This is a genomic window from Marinobacter sp., assembly GCF_033722735.1.
Classification (GTDB): domain Bacteria; phylum Pseudomonadota; class Gammaproteobacteria; order Pseudomonadales; family Oleiphilaceae; genus Marinobacter.
Map to the genome: position 1 here is coordinate 102,171 of NZ_JAWVYN010000008.1, position 19,764 is coordinate 121,934.

The following is a 19,764-nucleotide window of genomic DNA, read 5'->3' on the forward strand; positions in this document are numbered from 1 at the left end:
ATCCTGCGAACCCCGCTGTAGACGGACATGACCGACCCTGGCCCCGGGAGCGGCTGTTGGTAGGTCATTTCTGTCGGGGCTGCTAGGCTTAGGGTAGTGGCAGTATGCAGTTAGTTTCGTTCTCACCACCGAACCGACGCACTGCGGAGGCCCTATGGCGATGACGCTTCACTCTCCCGAGTTTTCCGACGGCGGCTCGATTCCCGCGAAGTATACCTGTGAGGGGCGGGACGTCTCGCCCCCTCTGACCTGGGAGGGGGTGCCAGAGACGGCCCACAGCCTGGTGTTGATTGTCGATGATCCTGACGCACCGGACCCCAAGGCCCCCAAAACCACCTGGGTGCACTGGCTGCTCTACAATCTGCCCCCGAGCACGACCGGGCTGCCGGAAGATGCGACCACTGTCCACCTTCCGGCCGGCACGGAGGAAGGCCTGAACGACTGGCACAAGACCGAGTATGGGGGGCCCTGCCCGCCCATCGGCCGGCATCGTTACATTCACAAGCTCTACGCCCTGGATATCAAGCTTGAGATCGACTATCCACCCACCAAGGCCGCGCTGGAGGCGGCCATGCAGGGCCATGTCATTGAACAGGCGACACTGACGGGGACCTACGAGAAGTCCGGGTAGGCAGCGCCCCATCGCATCGTGTTTCGCTTGGCCCGTGGTCTCGGTAAACCCACGGGCCTTGGCCGGGGGTTACTTGCTGACCAGCAGGACGTTGAACATCTTGCTGTTGTCCCCGGGGGACTGGCCGACACAGCTGGCGATGGTGCTGTCGGTGTCATTGGCGTTCAAGTCCACCATACAGGCCAGATTGCCGCTATTGCTGTCCGAATCCTGGATCACGCCGGTAACGAAGTTGTCGGACAGCGAGCCACTAAAGGTGATGGTCACGCCTTCCTCGCTGGCGGCACCGGTCTCGATGTCTTCCACCAGATAGCCTTCACACACCGAACCGGAACAGGAGAAGGCGACCGGGTTGATCTGCGTACCGTCGGACATGTTGTCGTCGAACAGCATGCCGGCGAAGTCCCCATCCAGGTCGCTGCCGTCGACGGCATCGGCGGTGAGGCCGAAGATGAATGAAGAATCGGTTTCACTATTGATATTGGTCTGCACGATGGCCCCGCCGTTTTCCGTCAGGTACATCGCAGCAATATCCGGCTCCTCGCCCACCAGCATCAAACCATCCTCACAGGTCCCGCTGCCGTCAATGCCGCCGTCGGTCACCAGGGGGAAGCCGCTGGTGAGCGCATGCTTGGTCGGCAGCGAGGGGGTGCCTGTGCTGCTGTCGAATTCGAAGGTGCCAAAGTAGTCGCGGGAGTCCGACGATGCGTCGCTGTCACTGTGCCCCTTGACCATGACCCAGTTGGCGGCGAGATCTCCGTCCGGGCAACTGCCCGCGGTCACCATGGCGATGACCTGGTCGCCGTCCATGGGTTTGAGCAAAAAGGCGTATCCTGGCACTTCCAGCGCCCAGGCCTGGTCACCCGCCACCGGCGCATCAGTGCCGGTGGCCTCTTCCACCACCAGCTGCAGATACCCGGAGTCCAGGCGCTGGTAACTGCCGGAGACCGTCAGATCAATCGGGGTGAGCGGGGTTTCCCGGCGGGTGATGTCGAAACTGCCATCTTCGTGGAGCGCAACATCCCATTTGGACCCCGGGCCGTTGTAGTTGACGGAAGCCTCCCCGGTGTTGCTGTCCCCGGAACCGGAATCCGAGCCGGAACCACCGCCGCCACAGCCAGCGGCGGCAAGCGTTCCCGCCAGTACCAGGGAACCCCACATTAACCTGTTGGTTATCGCCATCCTGCAGTCCTCTTGATCATCTCGTGCGTTGTTGTTGAAGGCGTTCCCGACACCGGTCGGGCCATACGCCGGCAATAGGATCGATTGTAGGGATCTGCACGCTGGCTTCCGTCGCAAAAGCGCAGGGATTTGTGTGTCGCCGTCAAAAAGCTCAAAGCTGGGTAAGCTTCTGTAAGGTGGTTTACATTACTAATGATTCAAACGGCGTCCCATCTGCGGCGGGGGTCGACTAATCTGATGGAAACCGGTGAGCTGATGGAGACTCGCATGCCCGTTACTGAATCTAAAGATTGTGATCTGGTGCTCTACACCAACCCCCAGTCCCGGGGGCGCATTGTGCGCTGGATGCTCGAGGAAATCGGCGCGCCCTATCACCAGGTACTCCTGGACTATGGTTCGTCGATGAAGGCGGACGACTTCCTGGCCATCAACCCCATGGGCAAGGTGCCGGCGATTACCCACCAAGGCGAGGTCGTGACCGAATGCGCGGCGATCTGCGCCTACCTCGCCGATGCCTTCCCGGCGGCGGAGCTGGCGCCGCCGACGGGAAAGCGGGCGGCCTATTACCGCTGGCTGTTCTTCGCCGCCGGCCCACTGGAAGCAGCGGTGACCGACCAAGCGCGACAGGTGACAGTCAGTCCGGAGCAGCAACGGATGGTAGGCTATGGCAGCTTCGAGCGAACCCTGGAGGTGCTGGCCCAGGCGGTGAGTGCGGGCGACTACATTGCCGGCGACCGGTTCACCGCGGCGGATGTCTATGTGGGGGCCCATGTCCTCTGGGGCATGCAGTTCGGCTCCTTGCCCAGGCGACCGGAATTCGAGGCTTACGCTGCCCGCCTGTCTAACCGGCCGGCACTGCAGAAGGCTCGTTCGATCGATGACCAGCTCGCCGCGTCATCGTGATGACGCTACGCCATACGCAAGGATGGCCAGTTTGACTCGAAACGACTTGCGCGACACCATCCCCGATGTCCGGGACGGCCTGACCCGCACCGAACGGATTGTGCTGTACGTGCTTCATGAAACCCAGCGGGAACTTAACGGCCGTAACGTGCCCACCGCCATGCTCTATGGTCGGGTGTTGGAATACGTGAATATCAGCGAAGCCGAGTTGCATGACTACCTGGAACGCCTGGGCGTGAGATAGGCCCGCGACTGGCCGGCACTGAAAGCTTGTCATTTTTCGTCACAATCTTCCCCCGAGTTGGCCACCTGATGCTGGACGGCCTGTTGACCCTGCTGCTGAACCTGTCGCTGGAACTGCGCACCCTGAGCCTGGGCTTGCTGCGCCTGTATTTCGGCACCTTCGCCGTTGCCCTGTTGGCCCTGGTTGAGGAACTGAGCCAGGCCTGGCTGCCCTATCGCACCCTGGATGCCCAGGACTTGCTGGCCGATGCCTTTGGGATTGCGGCGTTCAGCCTGGTGAGAAATGGCCACCCAGCCTGGCATCTTTTTGGAACGTCTCTTTATGGAAATGTTGACACTCTGTAATATTCGTCGGCTGCGGCGACGGCTTGATCGCTCACCGCACAACTTGCTAACTGACAATATAATGGATTAACGGAAGTAACATAATGAAAAACCAAGGATTAATGGCTTTACTTTTGGCGTCGTGCTTCGTCTTGAGCGGGTGTAACGGCAGCAGCAGTTCGGATAAGGACGACAGTTCCCCGGCGCCAACCCCCAGTCCCCAACCGGAACCGGAACCGGAACCGGAAACGGTTTCCGCCACCTTTGTGGACAGCAGCGTCTCCGGGCTTCGGTACCTGTGCTCCAGCTCTGACGAGGTGCAACTGACCGATGCCAACGGTGTCCTGACCTGTGAGATAGGCGACACCGTGACCTTCTTCGTGGGCAGCATCGAGCTGGGCAGTACCGTGATGGAGGAGAACACCGTCTTCATCACGCCGGCGACCCTGGTGGGCGACAACACCAATGAAGCCACCGATGCGGTCCTGAACATGGCCCGTCTGCTGATCAGCCTGGACACGGACCAGGATCCGTCCAACGGCATCTCCCTGGATGAGTCATCTCATCAGGACATCGGGGCGGTACTGGAGTTTGATCAGACGGTGGAGAATTTCGAAGTGTCTGTGGCGAGCATCCTCACCCAGCTTACCGATGACCTGCCGGATGGTCCCTACACCCTGGTGGATGCAGACGAGGCGAAGGGGCACCTGATACTGGGACTCTTTATCCAGTACGCCGGCCTTTACGATGGCACAGTGGATTTCGGCGAGGCGACTACCCGGTTAACCTTCGTGGTGTCCCGTCAGGGCATGGCTTATGGCGTCAATGAAACTGCTGACGGCATTTATGCCCAAGCGGCCAGTGAGGTAGATCCAAGCAATTTCGATACCCTGGGTGTTTTTGAGGAATTCAAAATCGATGGCTCTACCGGGGCGACTTATTACGTTCCGGCCGAGATCAGAGATGGGGTTCTCTCCGGCAGCGATGGCGATGGCCGGATATCCTTTACGGCCACACGCGAACTGCACTTCGATCCGGTTATTGATGAGGCCCTGGTCCAGCAGTTCTCGGTGTTGCTTCCGTTTGCCATCCACCTCGATGACAGCCGAACGTTCGTCTTCTCCGATGATGCCCTAGCCGGCTTTCCCTTCGGGATGTTCGAGGGCGGCACCCCGCCTTCCGATAACGCCGCCAATGATCCGGAATACTGGGATATCAACGTGGTCGAGGTTGTGAGTACCCGCGAGGATACCGTCCGGCTCATTGCCATCGCGATGAACGGCCTGCTGCTGGACATCTCCGTCGACCTTTCCGGGGAGACGCCGGCCGTGCTGGCGAACTGGACCCATGTCCATGAGGGCACGGAAGGGACCACAACGGACTTCGAAGCAAACTACGCTTTGCCTAAATAACCGGCACCGCCACCCATGCCCCGGTTGGGTCATGGGTGGTCCGCCTGCCATGTACCCGTTTAGTGGTTAGGACTCCCCAGCCACTTCCGCTTCGCCTTCGCCACCAGCTCCCGCGCGTCGTGGTTCCAGGGGTGGAAGCTTGGGCTGTAGTACCTGAAGTAGGACGGCAGCAACTTGCGCAACACCCCCGGCTTGCCCCACAGGTAGTTCACCATGTCGGCCCAGGATTTCAGGTTGCCGAGCTGGCCGTCTTCTTTCATCAACTGTACCAGGTGCATGGTGGTGAACACCGGGAACATCACACTGACCACCAGCATTTCCGACAGCCGAACAAACTCGCTGCCGCCAATGGCCTTGTAGACGTCGAAGGCCACTGCCTTGTGCTCGGATTCCTCAATGGCGTGCCAGGCCCAGATGGGGGCCATGCGGGGGTCCATCTCCTCCAGGGCGTCGTACTTGAGCAGGAAGTCCTCCGCCATCAACGCGGTGAAATGCTCCACCGCTACGGTGTGGGCGAGCTGGCGCTCGGGGGTGAACGCCTTGCGCATCCAGTCCATGAAGTCCTGGATTTCCCGCTCCAGGCGCGCCAGGCCAATGCCCCGATCCGCCAGGTAGCCATTCAGCGCCTTGTGCTCCCGGGAATGATGGGCCTCCTGGCCGATAAAGCCGCGGATGGCCTGCTGCAGTTCCGGGTCGGTGATGCGGTCCTGGTAGTGGCGCACCGAGTCGATGAAGAAGCGCTCGCCCGGGGGAAAGCTGGAGGACAGCGCGGCCAGCAGCAGGGTTCGGGCAGGGTCATTGGCCCACCAGTACTTCGGCACATTGGCGGACAAATCGAACTCCGGCCGACGCACCTGGGGAATCAGTCCGGCCGGGGTAACGGCCCTGGCCGGGCGGGACCTGGCGGCTCGGGTGATGGCTGCGATCGCGTTCATACCGGTACTCCTTCAAGACGGGCATGGGTTGGTGTCTGGCCTCTACGGTACTGGTGGAAGCGGAAGGGGCGTGAGATGCTGCGCGGACAAAGCACTTGTCATTGGTGGCCAACGTGTCTGAATCCCAATCCCGGAACCCCATGCCGGCCTGGACCCGCCAGGCCAACCAAGCGGTGACCTACCCGCGGATGTTCGTGGACGTGGCCGGGGACCAGGGGGTGTCCCGAGTTCAGATCCTCCGGCACGCCGGTCTGCCCCTCGATGCGCTGGACGATCCGGCCGGCCGCCTGTCACCGCAGCACAGCTGGCGTATCCTCGACGCCTGCCTCACCCTGACCGGCGATCCAACCCTGGGTTTCCAGAACGGTCTGCGCCTGCCCCTCACCGCCCATGGCAGCCTGGGGTATGCCCTGATGTGTGCAGCTACCCCCGCCGAGGCACTGGCCATTCTGGAGCGTTTCTGGCATCTGCGGGGGCGGGGGGTGCTGCTGATGGTGACCCGGTCCGACACCGGGATGTTCTTTGAGTTGATGCCGGAAGTGCCGATGTCGCCGGCGTTACGGGATTTGAGCCTCAGCTCCATGCTCACCAGTATCTACCGGGGCATGCAGTTTGTCCTGCCGATGCTGCCCGGCGACACCGCCCTCTGGCTGCCGGGGGAGCGGCCCGAGGGTTTCGAGTACTGGCAGGCGCAACTGCCGGTGGTCCGCTTTGACATGCCCCGCGCGGGAATTGCGGTGCCGGGCTCCCAAGGCTGGCTCGATCAGCCGCTGCCCACCGCCAACCCGGAAGCGCTGGCCCAGGCCGTGGCCCAGTGTGAACGGGAGAGCGCGCTGATCAGCGCCGTGGATGATGTTCTGCGCCAGAGCCGGGCGGCCTTTGTCCTGGGGACCGACGGCTACCCCTCGCCGGAGCAGTTGGCGGAGCGCCTGTGCCTGACGCCACGCACCCTCCGTCGACGGCTCCACGACCAGGGGCTCAGCTACCGTCAGCTGTTGGAGGAGGCTCGCCGCCGCGACAGCCGTCAGCTGCTGGCCAAGCCCGACCTGGAGATTCAGCGGATCAGCGAACTGCTGGGCTATACCGATCCTGCCAATTTCACCCGAGCGTTCAAAGCCTGGACGGGGCTGACGCCGAGTGTCTGGCGACGAAGGCATTGGATGGGGTGATCACAGGGTTATTCCATGACAGGTTGACACTTTTTGACGTTCTGGCCATTGGTTATCTGGTATGTTGCTTCCGTGGATACATAAGGAGTGTGTAAATGCGCAACGTTCTGATCGCCCTATGGGTGCTGTTCAGTCCCCCCCTGCTTGCCTTCACCTTTGACGCCGGCCAGATCGAGATTCCGGACGGGTTTGACGGGCCCACCTCAAAAGGCATGGGCAACAACACGATTGTTCACGCCTTCACCCACCCCCATTCCGGCGAAGACTCCTCGGCCCTGTTGCAGATCTCCATCTGGAATCCCGGCGGTACCTTCCCATCAATGACTGGCCAGCAGCGGGAAGAGGCCGCCAAGAGTTACCTGATGCAGTTCCTGTCTGGCGTCGCCCGGGCCCGTCGCGGCTTCAGGCACGGCGACGTTGAGATCCTCTCGATATCCGGTCAACCGGTGGCCAGGGTGGCATGGCAAGGGGAAGTGGATAAGGGGAGTGCCGAAGGCGTAATGTATTGCTATCTTGGTCGTTCCCAACTGGTCGTATTACACACTCAGGACCTGACCCGCTTCGACCGGCGTTACATCGACCAGGCGGTGCAGGCCTTTGAAGCCATGAAGCTTCGCTAGTGTTCCCATCATTCCAGGACCGAGCACAGAGCCATGAAAAAACAGATTCGCCGCTTTTCTCCCCACCAGACCGCCAAGGTTATCGCCGTGCTGATGGCGGTAACCTCTGCCCTGTTCCTGTGGCCCATGATGTTGTTTATGGGGCTGATAGTGCCGGGGTCGGGCATGCACGGGGGCCCCAATGCCTTTCCGATGACGGCCTTCTGGCTGATGCCATTGCTCTACCTGATCTTCACCTACCTTTCCGTTGCCATTGGCTGCCTGCTTTACAACCTGCTGTATAGGGTCGTGGGCGGCATCGAAGTCACCGTGGACGAATAGGAGCCCGCAATGCCTGCCCATTCGAGACTGCTTTCCATCAACGTGGGCGCCCGCGATACCCTCACCGTTGGCCAGCGGGACCAGGAAAGCGGCATTCTCAAGCGGCCGGTGGCTGGCCGGGTTCGGGTCGGCAGAGGCGGGTTGGCGGAAGATATCATCGTCAACCGCAAGCACCATGGCGGCCCGGACCAGGCCTTGTACCTGTACAGTGGCGAGGACTACGCCTGGTGGTCTGCCGAGCTGGATGGCGAGCCGGCACCGGGCACTTTCGGGGAAAACCTCACGCTCTCCAGTTTCGTGGCGACCGAGCCACGGCTCGGTGATCGTTATCAACTCGGCGAGGTGCTGCTGGAGGTCACCGCACCCCGCATACCCTGCGCCACCTTTGCCGCCCGGATGAACGACCCGCAGTTCCCGGCTCGCTTCATCGAGGCCCGTCGCCCGGGGCTCTATGTTCGGGTTCTGCAAACGGGCGACATCCAGGCGGGGGAGACGGTGGCCTATCAGCCGACCACCGAGGAGCATCCTACGGTGAACGAGCTGTTCGACCTGTTCTACCGTCAGGAACGGGACCCGGACCTGGTTCGGCGGTGCCTGGCAGCGCCGGTGTCGGAACGGGTGCGAAAGAAGCTGGAGCTGTGGCAGCGGTCGGCCCGGTAAGACCGGAAGGATGCTGCCCATCGCACGCTTCGTGTGTTCACCCGAGATGGCAGGAGAAATCGTGCTCTGCTTCGCGTATGGCTCCAACATGTCCCGAGCCCGTCTCCAGGCCCGGCTGGCCTCTGTTCGGTTCGTCACGGTTGCCTCGCTGCCTGGCCACCGGCTGAATTTTCACAAGGTGGGCTGCGATGGCTCGGCGAAATGCGACGCCGAGGCAACCGGCCGCGCCGGGGATTGCGTCATCGGCGTTGTTTATGAGATCGACGAGGCCGACAAGTCGGTGCTGGACCGGATTGAGGGGCTGGGGGTGGGTTACCGGGACAAGACCGTTGAGGTGTTGACGGCGCAAGGCGACACCCTGACCGCCACCCTGTATGTCGCCACCCGGGTGGACCCCGCCCTGAAACCCTATTCCTGGTACCGGCACCACGTCCTGGTTGGCGCGCGGGAGCATGGCCTGCCGTCGGCGTACATTGCCCGAATCGAGGCGGTGGCGGTCTGTGAGGATCCCGATCGCGAACGCCACCACCGGGAGCTGGCCATCCATCGTTAACCCCGGGTCGCTGCCTCACCGTGAGCGGGCGGGCAACGGTGTGGTAGTTGGTGAACTGGTTCGCAATCGCATTGTCACCAGATAGACAAGTCCGGAAAAATGCGAGGAGGCCGTCTATGCAGGTGACAATCAGACCGGCTGAGCCGGGGGATTATGAAGCGGTCACGGACATCGCTGCCGCCGAAGATGCCGAACAGAGCCCGGTTGGCAACGGCCGAGCCGATTTCGAGGCCCTTCGGCAGTCGCCGGACCACCGGGTCTGGGTGGCGGACGCCGAGGGCGCGGTGGTGGGCTGGCTGCACGCCTTCCTGGTCCGCCGGGTGGGCCACCCGCCGCTGGTGGAAATTGAGGGGCTGACGGTGTCAGAGCGGTTCCGGCGGGTGGGCATCGGCTCTCGCCTGATCGCCGAGGCCAACGCCTGGGCCCGGGAGCAGAACCTGGATATCCAGATGCACTGCCGCCCCGGCAGCGACTACAGCCACGATTTCCTGCGCCATCATGGCTACCACTTCCTCAAGCAGCAGCAGGTGTTTGAGGGCAATCACATGTAGCGGTGTCCTGGCGCGGGGCCGTTCGACAATTGCAGCTCATCGGGCAGCCACAGGTCGACGGCCTGTCTCCCCAGCGGGCATCGAAACGCCAGTCGCACCGCCACCAGCTGGAGGGGCTGCTCCGCCGCCCGGCCATAGAGCCGATCCCCAACAATGGGGTGGCCGATGCCCGCCAGGTGGCGGCGGATCTGGTGTTTACGGCCGGTCTCGATGCTGACGGCGACCAGGGTAGCGTCGCCTTCCTGGCGCAGGGTGCTGACGTGGCTGACGGCCGGCTTGCCGTCGATCTCGGCATCCAGTCGTTGTTCCTCCGCCTGCAGGGAGCCGCTCACCCAGGCCTGGTAGAGCTTGCCAATGGCACGGCCCTGGAACAGCCGGGACAGGGCTGCGGCCGCCCGGGCGTCGTGGGCGACCACCATCAGCCCGGCGGCGTCGGCGTCCAGCCGGTGCACCAGGAAACAGTCCCGCCCGGTCTGTTGCTCTACCCAACGCAGCAGGCTGCAATGATCCCCCCACTGGGACCCCTGGGCCAGCAGGCCATGGGGTTTGTACCACACGCTGTAGCGGCCGTAATCCCGGATACTCCGGGCCGGTATGGGCTTGCGGGCGAGCACCCGCTCGTCGTAGCACAGGGTTAGCCGGGTGCCCGGTCGCAGGGACTTGCTGGCCCGGCGCAGTCGCAGCTGTTTGCCTTTGTGGGTCCACCAGCAGGCGCCCTTGGTCATGGCATCCTTGATCCGGCCCTTGGACAGGCCGGTATGCTGGGCCAGGGCGTCGGCGGCGGCCTGGGACTGGGTGAGGGTGAGTTCGAAGGTTTTGCGCATGTCAGTTCGTGCCTGGCTGGGTAGCCGTTTATTGTAAGCGCACTTTGCCATGCGGCAAGGACCGTCACTCCCGCCAGAAGGGCTTCCCCGCCTCCTCCGTCAGACTGCCGGCGGGCAGTCCGATGTCCTTTTCCTCCAGGCCCACATCCAGGTATCTCAGCTGGTGCCGCAGTCGGGTCCGGGCCCGGTAACGATCCCACCAGACCGCGAGCGTCGCCAGCACACGCTGGCTGAGGCCTTCCCGGGCGAACGCAGGTTCGGAAGTCTCCAGTGGCGGAATGAATACCGTCCGCTGTGTCGATTGATTGCCCTGTTCCATGTTCAGTGCCTCCAGGAAATGTGAATTGAGGCCGGCCGGTACCTGGCATTAAACTCTGGTATTACAGGGTGATCCATCAGTCTTTTCTGAATCAGGCGTTCGTAAAACATGAACATAAAGCTCGATAAACTGCGCTCTTTCGTACTGGTGGCCGAGGAAGGCAACCTGACCCGGGCGGCCAGTCGACGGCACACCACGCCATCGGCGGTCAGCGAACACCTGCGCCAGCTCGAAGCGCACTTTGGCCTGACCCTGTTCGAGCGCAGCGCCCGGGGCATGGCGCTCACCGCCGCCGGCGAGGCCCTGGTTGCCCATGCCCGACAGGCGCTGAAGCAGGTATCAGACATGGACGAGCTGGCCCGCAGTCTACGCGGCCAACAGCCCACCCGCCTGGCGGTGGGACTGAATGCGCCCCCGGAATACCTGAAGGTGGACCAGCTGCTGCGCCTGGCGGCCAGAGAGTTGCCCGAAGTGGCGCTGGAGTTGGTGACCAGCGCCTCCAGTCTGATGGTGGGACAGGTACTGCGTGGCGAACTGGACCTGGGCTTCGCCTATGGGGACTTTTCCGCTGAGCCGGTGCTCAGCGTTCCCCTGGCGGGGATACCGCTCAGCCTGATTGGCCCGGTGGACGGCGGGCGGGACGCCCTGCCGGAACAGGCACCGGAGCGCCTCCGGTTACCCTGGATCTGGCCCGCCCAGAGCTGTCCCTTCTACCGTCTGATGCCTCGGGTAGTGGGTGGTCAACGGGATCAGGCCAATACCGTGGCCACCTCCGAGGATGAACACACCACCCTGTCGATGATCCGGGCCGGCATGGGCTACGGCCTGGTGGAACACGAACTGTCCCGGCACTGGGCCGACCGGGGCAGCGTCCGCATGTACGACGCCAAGGCCATCAGCATCCCCCTGAATCTGCTGGTCCATCCCGATCAGCGCCAGCGCCCGGCGGTGGCCGAGACAATAGCGCTGATCGAGTCCCTGTGGCAGCCCGATCGGGATTCGGCGGCTATCCGGTCAACCGCCACGTGAAAAGCGCGGGCTTTTGAACTAAGAAAGGGGGAGGGCCCCTACTTTGTCTGCGCTACAGGTGCAACGATGGCGATACGCAATGCCCGTAAGGAGGACGCCCGGGACCTGGCGTTCCTGATCAACCTGGCCGGTGAAGGTCTGCCGGCTTACCTCTGGCAATCGCAGGCCGGCCCCGGCGAATCGGGGATGGAGGTGGGCGTCAAGCGGGCGGCCCGGGAGGAAGGCGGCTTCAGCTACCGCAACGCCCGGGTGTTTGAGCATGACGGCAAGCTCGCAGGCATGGCCGTCGCCTACCCGCTTGCCGATCCCTACGACGTGGGCGCGCTGACGGACCTGCCCGAGGTGGTGAAACCGCTGATCGAGCTGGAAGCCCGGGCTCCGGGGAGTTGGTACCTCAATGCCCTCGCCACCTTTGAGCCCTACCGGCGTCAGGGCGTTGCCCGCCAGTTGATGGCCGACTCGGCACTCCTCGCCCGCAGCCGGCGATGCCGGAGCATGAGCCTGATCGTCGCCTCCGATAACGTCGCAGCCGCTGCGTTGTATGAGCGGTTGGGCTTCCAGGAGAGGGCCCGCAAGCCGGCGATTCCTTATCCCGGCTGTGCCCGCGATGGCGACTGGGTGCTAATGGTGAAAGCCCTGGGGGTGGCTCCCAAGCGCTGAAGGCATGTCCGGCAAACAGTGCCTTACTTACGGTTGCAAACTGTTACCCGATCTTCCACTTTCGTCCCATTGTTACCCTGCTAACCGGTCCCGAAACTAATCAGTTGAACCAACAACAATAACCCACGCAGCGTCGCTCCCGCAGGCAACGCCTGTTGGTGGTGCGACCTTGTGCTGCCCATCGGAGGCCCAATTCATGCGTTTCAGGAGCCTGTTTTACTGTGCGTGTTTGTGGATGATCGCAACGGCCAGCGTTGCTGTCGAACCCCTCAAGATCGGTTTCAATTACCCCCAGACCGGTCGCTACAAGGATCAGGGCTTGCAGCAGAGACTGGGCGCCTTCCTGGCGGTAGAGGAGATCAACCAGGCCGGTGGTGTCCTGGGGCGTCCCCTGGAACTGGTCATTCGCAACACGCGGGGAGAGCCCGCTCAGGGGGCCGAGAACACCGCCGCGTTGATCGACCACCACGGCGTGGACATGGTCTTCGGCGGCGTCTCCAGCGCCGTCGCCATCGCCTCGGGCAAGGCCGCCCGCGATCGAGGCCGGCTGTATTTCGGTACCCTCACCTATTCCAATGCCACCACCGGCGGCGAAGGCCACCGGTACATGTTCCGGGAACCCTACAACGCCTGGATGACCGCGAAGGGCCTGAGCCAGTACTTGAACCAGCACCACGCCGATGACGGCTATTTCTACATCACCGCGGATTACACCTGGGGCTGGTCGGTGGAAGAATCCGTGCGGGCCTTCTCCGGGACCGAGGACAACCTCCGGCACCCGGGTGTTAAAACGCCGTTTCCGCGAGCCCGGATTACCGACTTCCGCGCCGCCCTGGAGCAGGCCAAAGCCAGCAACGCCAAGGTGCTGATGCTGGTGCTGTTCGGCGATGACATGGTGCGGGCCCTCAACCTCGCCTATGAGATGGGGCTGACGGAAAACATGCAGGTGGTGGTGCCCAACCTGACCCTGGGCATGGTGCGCCAGGTGGGGCCGACGATCATGGAAGGCGTCATCGGCGCGGCCCCCTGGGTCTGGAACCTGCCCTATGAGCGTAATTTCCAGCGCGGGATCGATTTCGTCGAGGCCTTCTCCCAACGCTACGAGATGCGCCCCTCGTCTGCGGCGGCCTCCGCCTACAGCATCATTCATCAATACAAGGACGCCGTGGAGCGGGCAGGCTCCACCAACACCCGCTCGGTGATCCGGGCACTCGAAGGCCATCGCTATGCACTGCTGAAGGATGAGCAGCAATGGCGGGCGTTTGATCACCAGAACGTGCAGACGGTTTACGTGGTCAGGATCAAGCCCAGGGATACCGTGGTGGCGGACCAATACAGCTCGGACTACTTCGAGATCATTGATTCGTTGGCCGGTGACGAGGCGGCGCAGACCCGGGAGCAGTGGGTTGCCCGGCGTCGGCAGGCGGACCGTCCGGCAAGCCTCTAGCAGGGCCTCGCCAGCTCCTTGCCAAGGCAGAGGGGGCATGCTGTCATGAGGCCTCGCACACCTGACTCCAGAGGATGAGGCGTTGCCCATGATTGAGTTGTACCAGTTTCCCCCCGCCTGGCAGGTCAACGCCAGCCCCTTCTGTCTGAAGGTTGAGACCTTCTGCCGCCTGGCGGGCCTCGACTACCGGGTCCGCCCCACGCCGCCGTTTCGGGCGCCGCGGGGCAAGCTGCCGTTCATCGTCGACCGGGGCGAAACCGTCGCCGACAGCCGGCAGATCGTCCAACACCTGCAGCGGCAACTGGCGCAGCCGGTGGGCGGCGCCCTGTCCGAGGCCCAGCAGGCCCGCGGCCACCTGCTGCGTCAGCTCTGCGAAGACAGCCTGTATTTTGCGCTGCTGTATGCCCGTTGGCAGGATCAGCGCTACTGGCCCCAAACCCGGGCGGCCTTCTTCGCCACCCTGCCGCCGGGGGTTCGCCAGCTGTTGCCGGTAATGGCGCGCCGGGGTGTGCTGGCGGCACTGCGCGGCCAGGGCCTGGGGCGCTGCCCGGAGGCCGAGGTGTACGACCGCGCAGCGGCGGACCTGGCGGCGCTGGCCTGGTCCCTTGGCCAACAACCCTTCGCTGTGGGGGAGCAGCCGACGGAGTACGACGCCACCGTGTATGCCTTCCTGTTCAATCTCCTTCGTGTCCCCCAGGACACGCCCATCCGCCAGCAGGCCATGATGCATTCCGTGTTTGCCGACTACCTGGCGCGGATGGATCGGGCACTGGACGGTCTCTGATCATCCCCTTGATGATTGACACCCTGGCCCGCAAGTCCTACTCCAGCACCCCGGGCCAGTGCCGGTCTGCCTGTTGGATGAAGCCCTCGGTGTCCTTGAGCCACCGGTCCTGGATGTCCTGACTGAAGTTCAGGTAGAGCCGGTCATCCACAATGGTCCAGTACTCCGGATCGCCTTTCGCCAGGTAGCCCTGGCTGACAGCCCAGGCGCAGTAGCCGCCATAGGCGGGTGCGAAATGCTCCGGATTGGCTGCGAATCGGGCCTGGTGCTCGGCGGAGCTGAAACGCCAGGTGGCGCCCTGGTATTCCACGGTAAAATCGCTGGAACCGGGCACGGCCTGCCGTTGCTCGAAGTAGGCGACCACGTCATAACCGCCGGCGCCGGTGTTGGACAACAGGCCGGTATAGACCGGCGACTTGTCGGCCCAGGCCACTGTTGCGGCCAGCAAGGTGGCGGCCAATAACAGGATCTTGCCCATGGTGTACTCTCCCTTGACGGTCTTGTGTAACCAGTGACACCCGAAACCGCAGACTGTTACCGATCGTCAGCCGAAAAAGGAAGGCTTACATGCTTGAAGGACGTTGCCTGTGTGGCGCCATCCACTACCAGTACACCGGGGAACTGGGGCCCATTGCCCTGTGCCACTGCTCCCAGTGCCGGCGGGCCCAGGGTACCGCGTTTGCCACCAACAGCCCGATTCAGGCGGCACGGTTTACCCTGGTCAGTGGTCAGGAGTCACTGAAGGAATACGAATCCCGGCCGGGGAAGAAGCGCGCCTTCTGCAGCAACTGCGGCAGTCCCATCTACAGTCGCCTGGATGCCCGGCCGGACCTGCTCCGGCTTCGCATCGGCACCCTCACCAGCACGATCACGGTGCGTCCGAGCCATCACATCTACGCGGCCTCCAGGGCTGAATGGTTTGAATTGGGTGATGAATTACCCAGGTACGCGGAACTGGAGGATGGGCCATTGCTTTGACCGGGGTGCGGTTTGGCAATGTCGGCGTTTCGGGTAGATAATTAGAAGACGCACACGCTCCATCCTAACTGATCCACGATCGACAGGAGTCTCGCCTACACGGAACCGGTAACCACCAGTCAGGATGTTGTCGGTAACCGAAGGGGGAATTCCGTGCCTTCCCAACAGACGCTTCTCGACATCATTGCGATCCAGACCGACATCGTTCGCCAGGGCGCGGATCTGGGCCAGGTGATGTCGCTGGTGGTGGAGCGTACTCTTGCGCTGGTGGGTGCCGACGGCGCGGTGATCGAACTGCTCGAGGGTGATGAGATGGTGTACCGGGCGGTCTCCGGCAAAGCCCAGCCCTTCCTGGGGCTTCGCCTGGAGGTGGCCACCAGTATGTCCGGCCTCAGCATCCGCACCGGTGAGACTCTGCACTGCCGGGATTCGGAGCAGGACCCGCGGGTCAACCTGGAAGCCTGTCGACGGGTGGGGTTGCGCTCGATGATCATCGTGCCGTTACGCCACCACGATACCGTGGTCGGTGCCCTGAAGGTGCTGTCCGCCGAACCGGACCACTTCTCCGAGTCAGACGTGGCCACCCTCGAACTGCTGTCCGACCTGGTGGCGGCTGCCATGTATTTTGCCAGCAGGTACGATCTTAACGATCTGTTCCACCGCGCCACCCATGACCACCTCACCGGGCTGGCCAATCGCGCCCTGTTCATGGATCGCCTGCGCACCAACCTGGCCTGCTGTACCCGCGACCAGCAACCGCTGGGCGTGTTGATCGCGGATCTGGATGACCTGAAGCCGATCAACGACCGCTATGGCCATCGCACCGGAGATGCCCTGCTGCGGGAGTTTGCCCGTCGAAGCGAGGGAGTCGCCCGCACAACCGATACCGTGGCCCGCCTGGGGGGCGACGAGTTTGGGATGATTCTCGTGCCCATCGATACCCCGGCCGGGCTAAACAGCGCGATGACGCGACTGACCCGGGCCCTGGCATCGCCCTTCCGGTTCGAGGGCCAGACCCTCGACCTGTGCGCCAGTATGGGCGCCGCCCTCTACCCGGACGACGGCGATGACCTGGAGGCGCTGTTGGAGGTGGCGGACCAGCGCATGTACCGGCAGAAGCGGTCGGCGAAGAGGCGGCGCGCAGCGGAACACTAACGACTGGTCTTTGTTAGAGCATGGGGGCCTCACCGGTGAATGGAGGGAGACACCGATGCCGCGACTGGTGCTGCGTTATGCCCAGCCACGGGACGAACCGGCAGCCCGGGAGCTGTTGCAGGACCCCGAAGTGATGTCGAAACAGCAGACTGGTTCCGGGAGGCGCTGGAACGTCCCTCGCGCTATGCGGTAGCGCTGGCCGACTCCGACGAGCTGGTGGGGTTTTGCGGGGTCAAACGCCTGAACGGCATGCTGGATTTCGGTTACTTCCTGCGCCGGCGCTTCTGGGGCCGAGGTCTGGCCAAGGAGGCGTGCCGGTTGGTCCTCGCTAAACTCGCTGAAGACTTGGCTCTGGGCGATCTCGAGGTGTTCATCGCAGAGGCCAACCAGGCCAGCCGGCGGGGGGCGGCCAAGCTGGGTTGGCAGGTCGTCGGGCCGACGCAGCGAGCGGGTGAGCCGGGTCACCGTTACCGGGTTACCGGAGCATCGCCCGTGGGGGGGGGAGCGTTAGAGGTTGGCGACCTTGCCGCTGGTTCGCAGGGGGCTTTATGGCGTCGGCGATCAGTCCCGTTGCAGGGGCGCTAGGGTGCCGTGGGTGAGCCGTGCCAGTTCCGCCGGTGCCAGTTCGATTTCCAGCCCACGTCGGCCGGCGCTGACGAAGACGGTGTCGAAGCGTTGGGCGGACGCATCGATAAAGGTCCTGAGCCGCTTCTTCTGGCCCAGGGGGCTGACGCCGCCGAGCACGTAGCCGGTGGCCCGCTGCACGTCGGTTGGGTCGGCCATCGCCGCCTTCTTCCCGCCGGCGGCCCGGGCGATGCGTTTCATACTCAGTTGGCCACTGACCGGCACCACCGCGACCGCCAGATCCTGGCCGTCCACCGCCACCACCAGGGTCTTGAAGACCCGGTCTGCCGCCACGCCCAGCTTCTCGGCCGCTTCGGTGCCGTAGGACTCGCTGGCGGGGTCATGCTGGTATTGGTGTACCCGATGGCTGACCTTGGCCTTGCGGGCGCTGTTGATAGCGGGCGTCATGGGGCTCTGCTCCGTCGATCCACGGTTGTGACGGGGGCAATGTAGCACGAAACCCGGGTCTTCCCCAGCCGGCCAATTTGAGCGCAAGAAACGGGGTGTCTCGCTGCGAGCCAGGCGGTACAGTGATGGCAGCATCCAAGGGATCGGGGGAATAACGACCATGACCAGCCAACCACCGGAAACGGCCCGGGATCCACGCTGGGCCCAGGTAGAGGCGCGCAATGGCGACGCCGATGGCCAGTTTGTCTATGCCGTGCGGACCACCGGGGTGTATTGCCGCCCCTCCTGCCCTTCCCGTCGGGCCAGGCCGGAAAACGTCGAGTTCTTCGACGACGGCCCGGCGGCGCAACGGGCCGGCTATCGTCCCTGCCGACGATGCCGTCCGGATTCGGCGGCCGGACCCGGTGAACGGGTGGCCCGGCTCTGTCGCTACATCGAATCGGCGGATACCCCGCCCACGCTGGCGGAACTCGCCGATCAGGCCGGGATGAGCCCGTCTCACCTGCAACGATGGTTCAAGGCCCACACCGGCCTCAGCCCCGCCGCCTATGGCCGTGGCCAGCGGGCCCGACGAGTGCAGCAGGCGCTGCGGCGAAGCGGTTCGGTGACGGCCGCGGCCTATGAGGCCGGCTATGAATCCAGCAGCCGCTTCTACGCCGACAGCCTGCAATGGCTGGGCATGACCCCCAGCCGCTTCCGCGAGGGGGGCCGTCAAACGACCATCCGCTTTGCGGTGGGCCAGTGTTCCCTGGGCGCCATCCTGGTGGCCTGCTCGGAACGTGGCGTGTGTGCCATTACCCTGGGGGATGAACCCGAGCCATTGGTGGCCCAGCTGCAGGATCGTTTTCCCAGGGCGGAGCTGGAGGGCGGCGACGCTGAATTCGAGCAACTGGTGGCCCGGGTTGTGGGGCTGGTGGAGTCGCCGGCCCGGGCCCTGGACCTGCCCCTGGACATCCGCGGCACCGCCTTTCAGCAGCGGGTCTGGCAGGCGCTGCAGGCCATTCCGGTGGGGGCAACCGCCAGCTACGCCGAGATTGCCGAGCGTATTGGCCAGCCTTCGGCCGTCCGGGCGGTGGCCGGTGCTTGTGCCGCCAATACCCTGGCGGTGGCGATCCCCTGTCACCGGGTAGTCCGCAGCGATGGCAGCCTGTCGGGCTATCGTTGGGGGATCGAGCGTAAACAGGCCCTGCTGGAACGGGAGCGGCAGGGCTGAGCCGCTACCACAGCAGCCCCATGGCCCGCCGCCCCATCACGGGGCCGTCGAACACCAGCTCTGCGTGAGATGAGCCGGCCGCCATCCCCCAGCACACATGCAGGGGCAGCAGGTGCTCCTCCCGGGGGTGACAGAGCCGGGCGCCCGGCGCCTGTGCCCAGTTCTCCAGTCGCAATGCCTGGGTGCCGCGGTCGATGGCGGGATCGGTCAGGCTGTCTCGCAGCCAGTCGTGGAAGGCGTCGATGTCCGGATCGTGGCTGTTGTCCCCGCCCATCAGCAGCTTCATGTTATGGAACGACAGGCCGGACCCCACCACCAGCAGGTTGCGTCCGCGCAGTGGCGCCAGGGCTTCGCCGATGGCCAGATGAGCCCGGGCATCGAGGTGGTGCAACAGCGACAGCTGGACGCACGGTACCCTGGCCTGCGGGTACATCATTTTCAGGGGCACGAACAGGCCGTGATCGAAGCCGCGCTGGTCATCGCCCCGGGCCGGGATGCCGGCGTTGGCCAGACACCGCAGGATGTCCGCCGCCAGCTCCGGCTGGCCGGGGGCGGGATAGCCAATCTGGTAGGATTCCTCGGGAAACCCGTAGTAGTCGTAGATCAGTTCCGGTTGGGCACCGGTGGTGACGGTGACGATCTCGGCCTCCCAGTGGGCGCTGATCACGATGATGGCCTCCGGCTGGCCGAGCCGGGTTGGGATCGCTTCGAGAAAGTCCCTCATGGCCCGGTGGCGCGGGTCCCCCAGCAGCGGCAGCGGGCCGCCACCGTGGGGCAGATACAGTATGGGGGCGTTGTGACCGCTCATCGCAACTCCTG

26 protein-coding genes are annotated in these 19,764 nt (G+C 63.9%); 19 read left to right on the forward strand and 7 right to left on the reverse strand.

All coding sequences use genetic code 11. The annotated features are described in order from the left end of the window. Positions 1–154: 154 nt before the first annotated feature. Complete coding sequence (locus tag R3175_RS08140) at positions 155–631, forward strand: YbhB/YbcL family Raf kinase inhibitor-like protein (protein WP_318943606.1); 477 nt, start codon at positions 155–157, stop codon at positions 629–631. 69 nt (positions 632–700) lie between these two features. On the opposite strand, the gene R3175_RS08145 is transcribed toward R3175_RS08140, so the two are convergent. After that, positions 701–1,813, reverse strand: coding sequence for a hypothetical protein (locus R3175_RS08145; RefSeq protein ID WP_318943609.1), 1,113 nt, complete (start codon positions 1,811–1,813; stop codon positions 701–703). Between the two features lie 267 nt (positions 1,814–2,080). Between R3175_RS08145 and R3175_RS08150 the strand changes: the two genes are divergently transcribed. The 4 genes from R3175_RS08150 to R3175_RS08165 all read left to right on the forward strand — a co-directional run bounded on the left by R3175_RS08150 (position 2,081) and on the right by R3175_RS08165 (position 4,695). Next, positions 2,081–2,716, forward strand: coding sequence for a glutathione S-transferase family protein (locus R3175_RS08150; RefSeq protein ID WP_318943611.1), 636 nt, complete (start codon positions 2,081–2,083; stop codon positions 2,714–2,716). A gap of 31 nt (positions 2,717–2,747) precedes the next feature. Then, positions 2,748–2,960 (forward strand): hypothetical protein, encoded by a 213-nt coding sequence (locus R3175_RS08155; protein ID WP_413231743.1) that lies wholly within the window; start codon positions 2,748–2,750, stop codon positions 2,958–2,960. A 26-nt stretch (positions 2,961–2,986) separates the two neighbouring features. Further along, positions 2,987–3,304 carry a VanZ family protein gene (locus tag R3175_RS08160; protein WP_318943615.1) on the forward strand — a complete coding sequence of 106 codons (318 nt, stop codon included), beginning with the start codon at positions 2,987–2,989 and terminating at the stop codon, positions 3,302–3,304. Between the two features lie 101 nt (positions 3,305–3,405). Beyond that, a complete protein-coding gene (locus tag R3175_RS08165; RefSeq protein WP_318943616.1) occupies positions 3,406–4,695 on the forward strand; it encodes a hypothetical protein in 1,290 nt (429 codons plus the stop codon). Positions 4,696–4,754: 59 nt separating this feature from the next. Here R3175_RS08165 and R3175_RS08170 read toward each other — a convergent pair whose 3' ends face one another. After that, entirely contained in the window at positions 4,755–5,630 is an 876-nt protein-coding gene (locus R3175_RS08170) for a metal-dependent hydrolase (protein WP_318943618.1), read from the reverse strand. A 113-nt stretch (positions 5,631–5,743) separates the two neighbouring features. Between R3175_RS08170 and R3175_RS08175 the strand changes: the two genes are divergently transcribed. The 6 genes from R3175_RS08175 to R3175_RS08200 all read left to right on the forward strand — a co-directional run bounded on the left by R3175_RS08175 (position 5,744) and on the right by R3175_RS08200 (position 9,504). Further along, positions 5,744–6,799 carry an AraC family transcriptional regulator gene (locus tag R3175_RS08175; protein ID WP_318943621.1) on the forward strand — a complete coding sequence of 352 codons (1,056 nt, stop codon included), beginning with the start codon at positions 5,744–5,746 and terminating at the stop codon, positions 6,797–6,799. A 95-nt stretch (positions 6,800–6,894) separates the two neighbouring features. Continuing rightward, a complete protein-coding gene (locus R3175_RS08180) occupies positions 6,895–7,419 on the forward strand; it encodes a hypothetical protein (protein WP_318943623.1) in 525 nt (174 codons plus the stop codon). 33 nt (positions 7,420–7,452) lie between these two features. Continuing rightward, positions 7,453–7,740: a hypothetical protein gene (locus R3175_RS08185; protein WP_318943624.1), complete on the forward strand. Its 288-nt coding sequence runs from the start codon at positions 7,453–7,455 to the stop codon at positions 7,738–7,740. 9 nt (positions 7,741–7,749) lie between these two features. Next, on the forward strand, positions 7,750–8,400 hold the full coding sequence (locus tag R3175_RS08190; RefSeq protein WP_318943625.1) for an MOSC domain-containing protein: 651 nt from the start codon (positions 7,750–7,752) through the stop codon (positions 8,398–8,400). Positions 8,401–8,461: 61 nt separating this feature from the next. Then, the gene (locus R3175_RS08195) at positions 8,462–8,953 is read left to right on the forward strand and encodes a gamma-glutamylcyclotransferase family protein (protein ID WP_318943627.1); all 492 of its coding nucleotides are present in this window, start codon (positions 8,462–8,464) and stop codon (positions 8,951–8,953) included. 116 nt (positions 8,954–9,069) lie between these two features. Then, positions 9,070–9,504, forward strand: coding sequence for a GNAT family N-acetyltransferase (locus R3175_RS08200; protein WP_318943629.1), 435 nt, complete (start codon positions 9,070–9,072; stop codon positions 9,502–9,504). Here R3175_RS08200 and R3175_RS08205 read toward each other — a convergent pair. Then, positions 9,495–10,328, reverse strand: coding sequence for an RNA pseudouridine synthase (locus R3175_RS08205; RefSeq protein ID WP_318943631.1), 834 nt, complete (start codon positions 10,326–10,328; stop codon positions 9,495–9,497). The two genes, R3175_RS08200 and R3175_RS08205, sit on opposite strands and share 10 nt — an antisense overlap. Before the next feature lie 64 nt (positions 10,329–10,392). Continuing rightward, entirely contained in the window at positions 10,393–10,647 is a 255-nt protein-coding gene (locus tag R3175_RS08210) for a hypothetical protein (protein WP_318943632.1), read from the reverse strand. Between the two features lie 108 nt (positions 10,648–10,755). Between R3175_RS08210 and R3175_RS08215 the strand changes: the two genes are divergently transcribed. The 4 genes from R3175_RS08215 to R3175_RS08230 all read left to right on the forward strand — a co-directional run bounded on the left by R3175_RS08215 (position 10,756) and on the right by R3175_RS08230 (position 14,567). Further along, complete coding sequence (locus R3175_RS08215) at positions 10,756–11,676, forward strand: LysR family transcriptional regulator (protein WP_318943634.1); 921 nt, start codon at positions 10,756–10,758, stop codon at positions 11,674–11,676. A 66-nt stretch (positions 11,677–11,742) separates the two neighbouring features. Beyond that, on the forward strand, positions 11,743–12,336 hold the full coding sequence (locus tag R3175_RS08220; protein ID WP_318943636.1) for a GNAT family N-acetyltransferase: 594 nt from the start codon (positions 11,743–11,745) through the stop codon (positions 12,334–12,336). A gap of 235 nt (positions 12,337–12,571) precedes the next feature. Then, positions 12,572–13,783 carry an ABC transporter substrate-binding protein gene (locus R3175_RS08225; protein WP_413231746.1) on the forward strand — a complete coding sequence of 404 codons (1,212 nt, stop codon included), beginning with the start codon at positions 12,572–12,574 and terminating at the stop codon, positions 13,781–13,783. A gap of 88 nt (positions 13,784–13,871) precedes the next feature. After that, the gene (locus R3175_RS08230) at positions 13,872–14,567 is read left to right on the forward strand and encodes a glutathione S-transferase family protein (protein WP_318943640.1); all 696 of its coding nucleotides are present in this window, start codon (positions 13,872–13,874) and stop codon (positions 14,565–14,567) included. A gap of 37 nt (positions 14,568–14,604) precedes the next feature. On the opposite strand, the gene R3175_RS08235 is transcribed toward R3175_RS08230, so the two are convergent. Next, positions 14,605–15,045 (reverse strand): YHS domain-containing (seleno)protein, encoded by a 441-nt coding sequence (locus tag R3175_RS08235; RefSeq protein WP_318943642.1) that lies wholly within the window; start codon positions 15,043–15,045, stop codon positions 14,605–14,607. An 89-nt stretch (positions 15,046–15,134) separates the two neighbouring features. Here R3175_RS08235 and R3175_RS08240 point away from each other — a divergent pair, with 89 nt between their 5' ends. From R3175_RS08240 to R3175_RS18105, 3 genes are all read left to right on the forward strand, one after another. Beyond that, entirely contained in the window at positions 15,135–15,545 is a 411-nt protein-coding gene (locus R3175_RS08240; protein ID WP_318943643.1) for a GFA family protein, read from the forward strand. Between the two features lie 153 nt (positions 15,546–15,698). Further along, complete coding sequence (locus R3175_RS08245; protein ID WP_318943645.1) at positions 15,699–16,700, forward strand: sensor domain-containing diguanylate cyclase; 1,002 nt, start codon at positions 15,699–15,701, stop codon at positions 16,698–16,700. 39 nt (positions 16,701–16,739) lie between these two features. Further along, positions 16,740–17,285, forward strand: coding sequence for a GNAT family N-acetyltransferase (locus R3175_RS18105; RefSeq protein WP_413231744.1), 546 nt, complete (start codon positions 16,740–16,742; stop codon positions 17,283–17,285). Here the strand turns inward: R3175_RS18105 and ybaK are convergent. After that, the gene (ybaK, locus tag R3175_RS08250) at positions 17,262–17,732 is read right to left on the reverse strand and encodes a Cys-tRNA(Pro) deacylase (protein WP_318943647.1); all 471 of its coding nucleotides are present in this window, start codon (positions 17,730–17,732) and stop codon (positions 17,262–17,264) included. The genes R3175_RS18105 and ybaK overlap by 24 nt on opposite strands. Positions 17,733–17,892: 160 nt before the next feature. Here ybaK and ada point away from each other — a divergent pair, with 160 nt between their 5' ends. Next, positions 17,893–18,945, forward strand: a complete 1,053-nt coding sequence (gene ada, locus R3175_RS08255; RefSeq protein WP_318943649.1) for a bifunctional DNA-binding transcriptional regulator/O6-methylguanine-DNA methyltransferase Ada — start codon at positions 17,893–17,895, stop codon at positions 18,943–18,945. 4 nt (positions 18,946–18,949) lie between these two features. On the opposite strand, the gene R3175_RS08260 is transcribed toward ada, so the two are convergent. Beyond that, positions 18,950–19,753, reverse strand: coding sequence for a class III extradiol ring-cleavage dioxygenase (locus tag R3175_RS08260; protein ID WP_318943651.1), 804 nt, complete (start codon positions 19,751–19,753; stop codon positions 18,950–18,952). Positions 19,754–19,764: the final 11 nt, after the last annotated feature.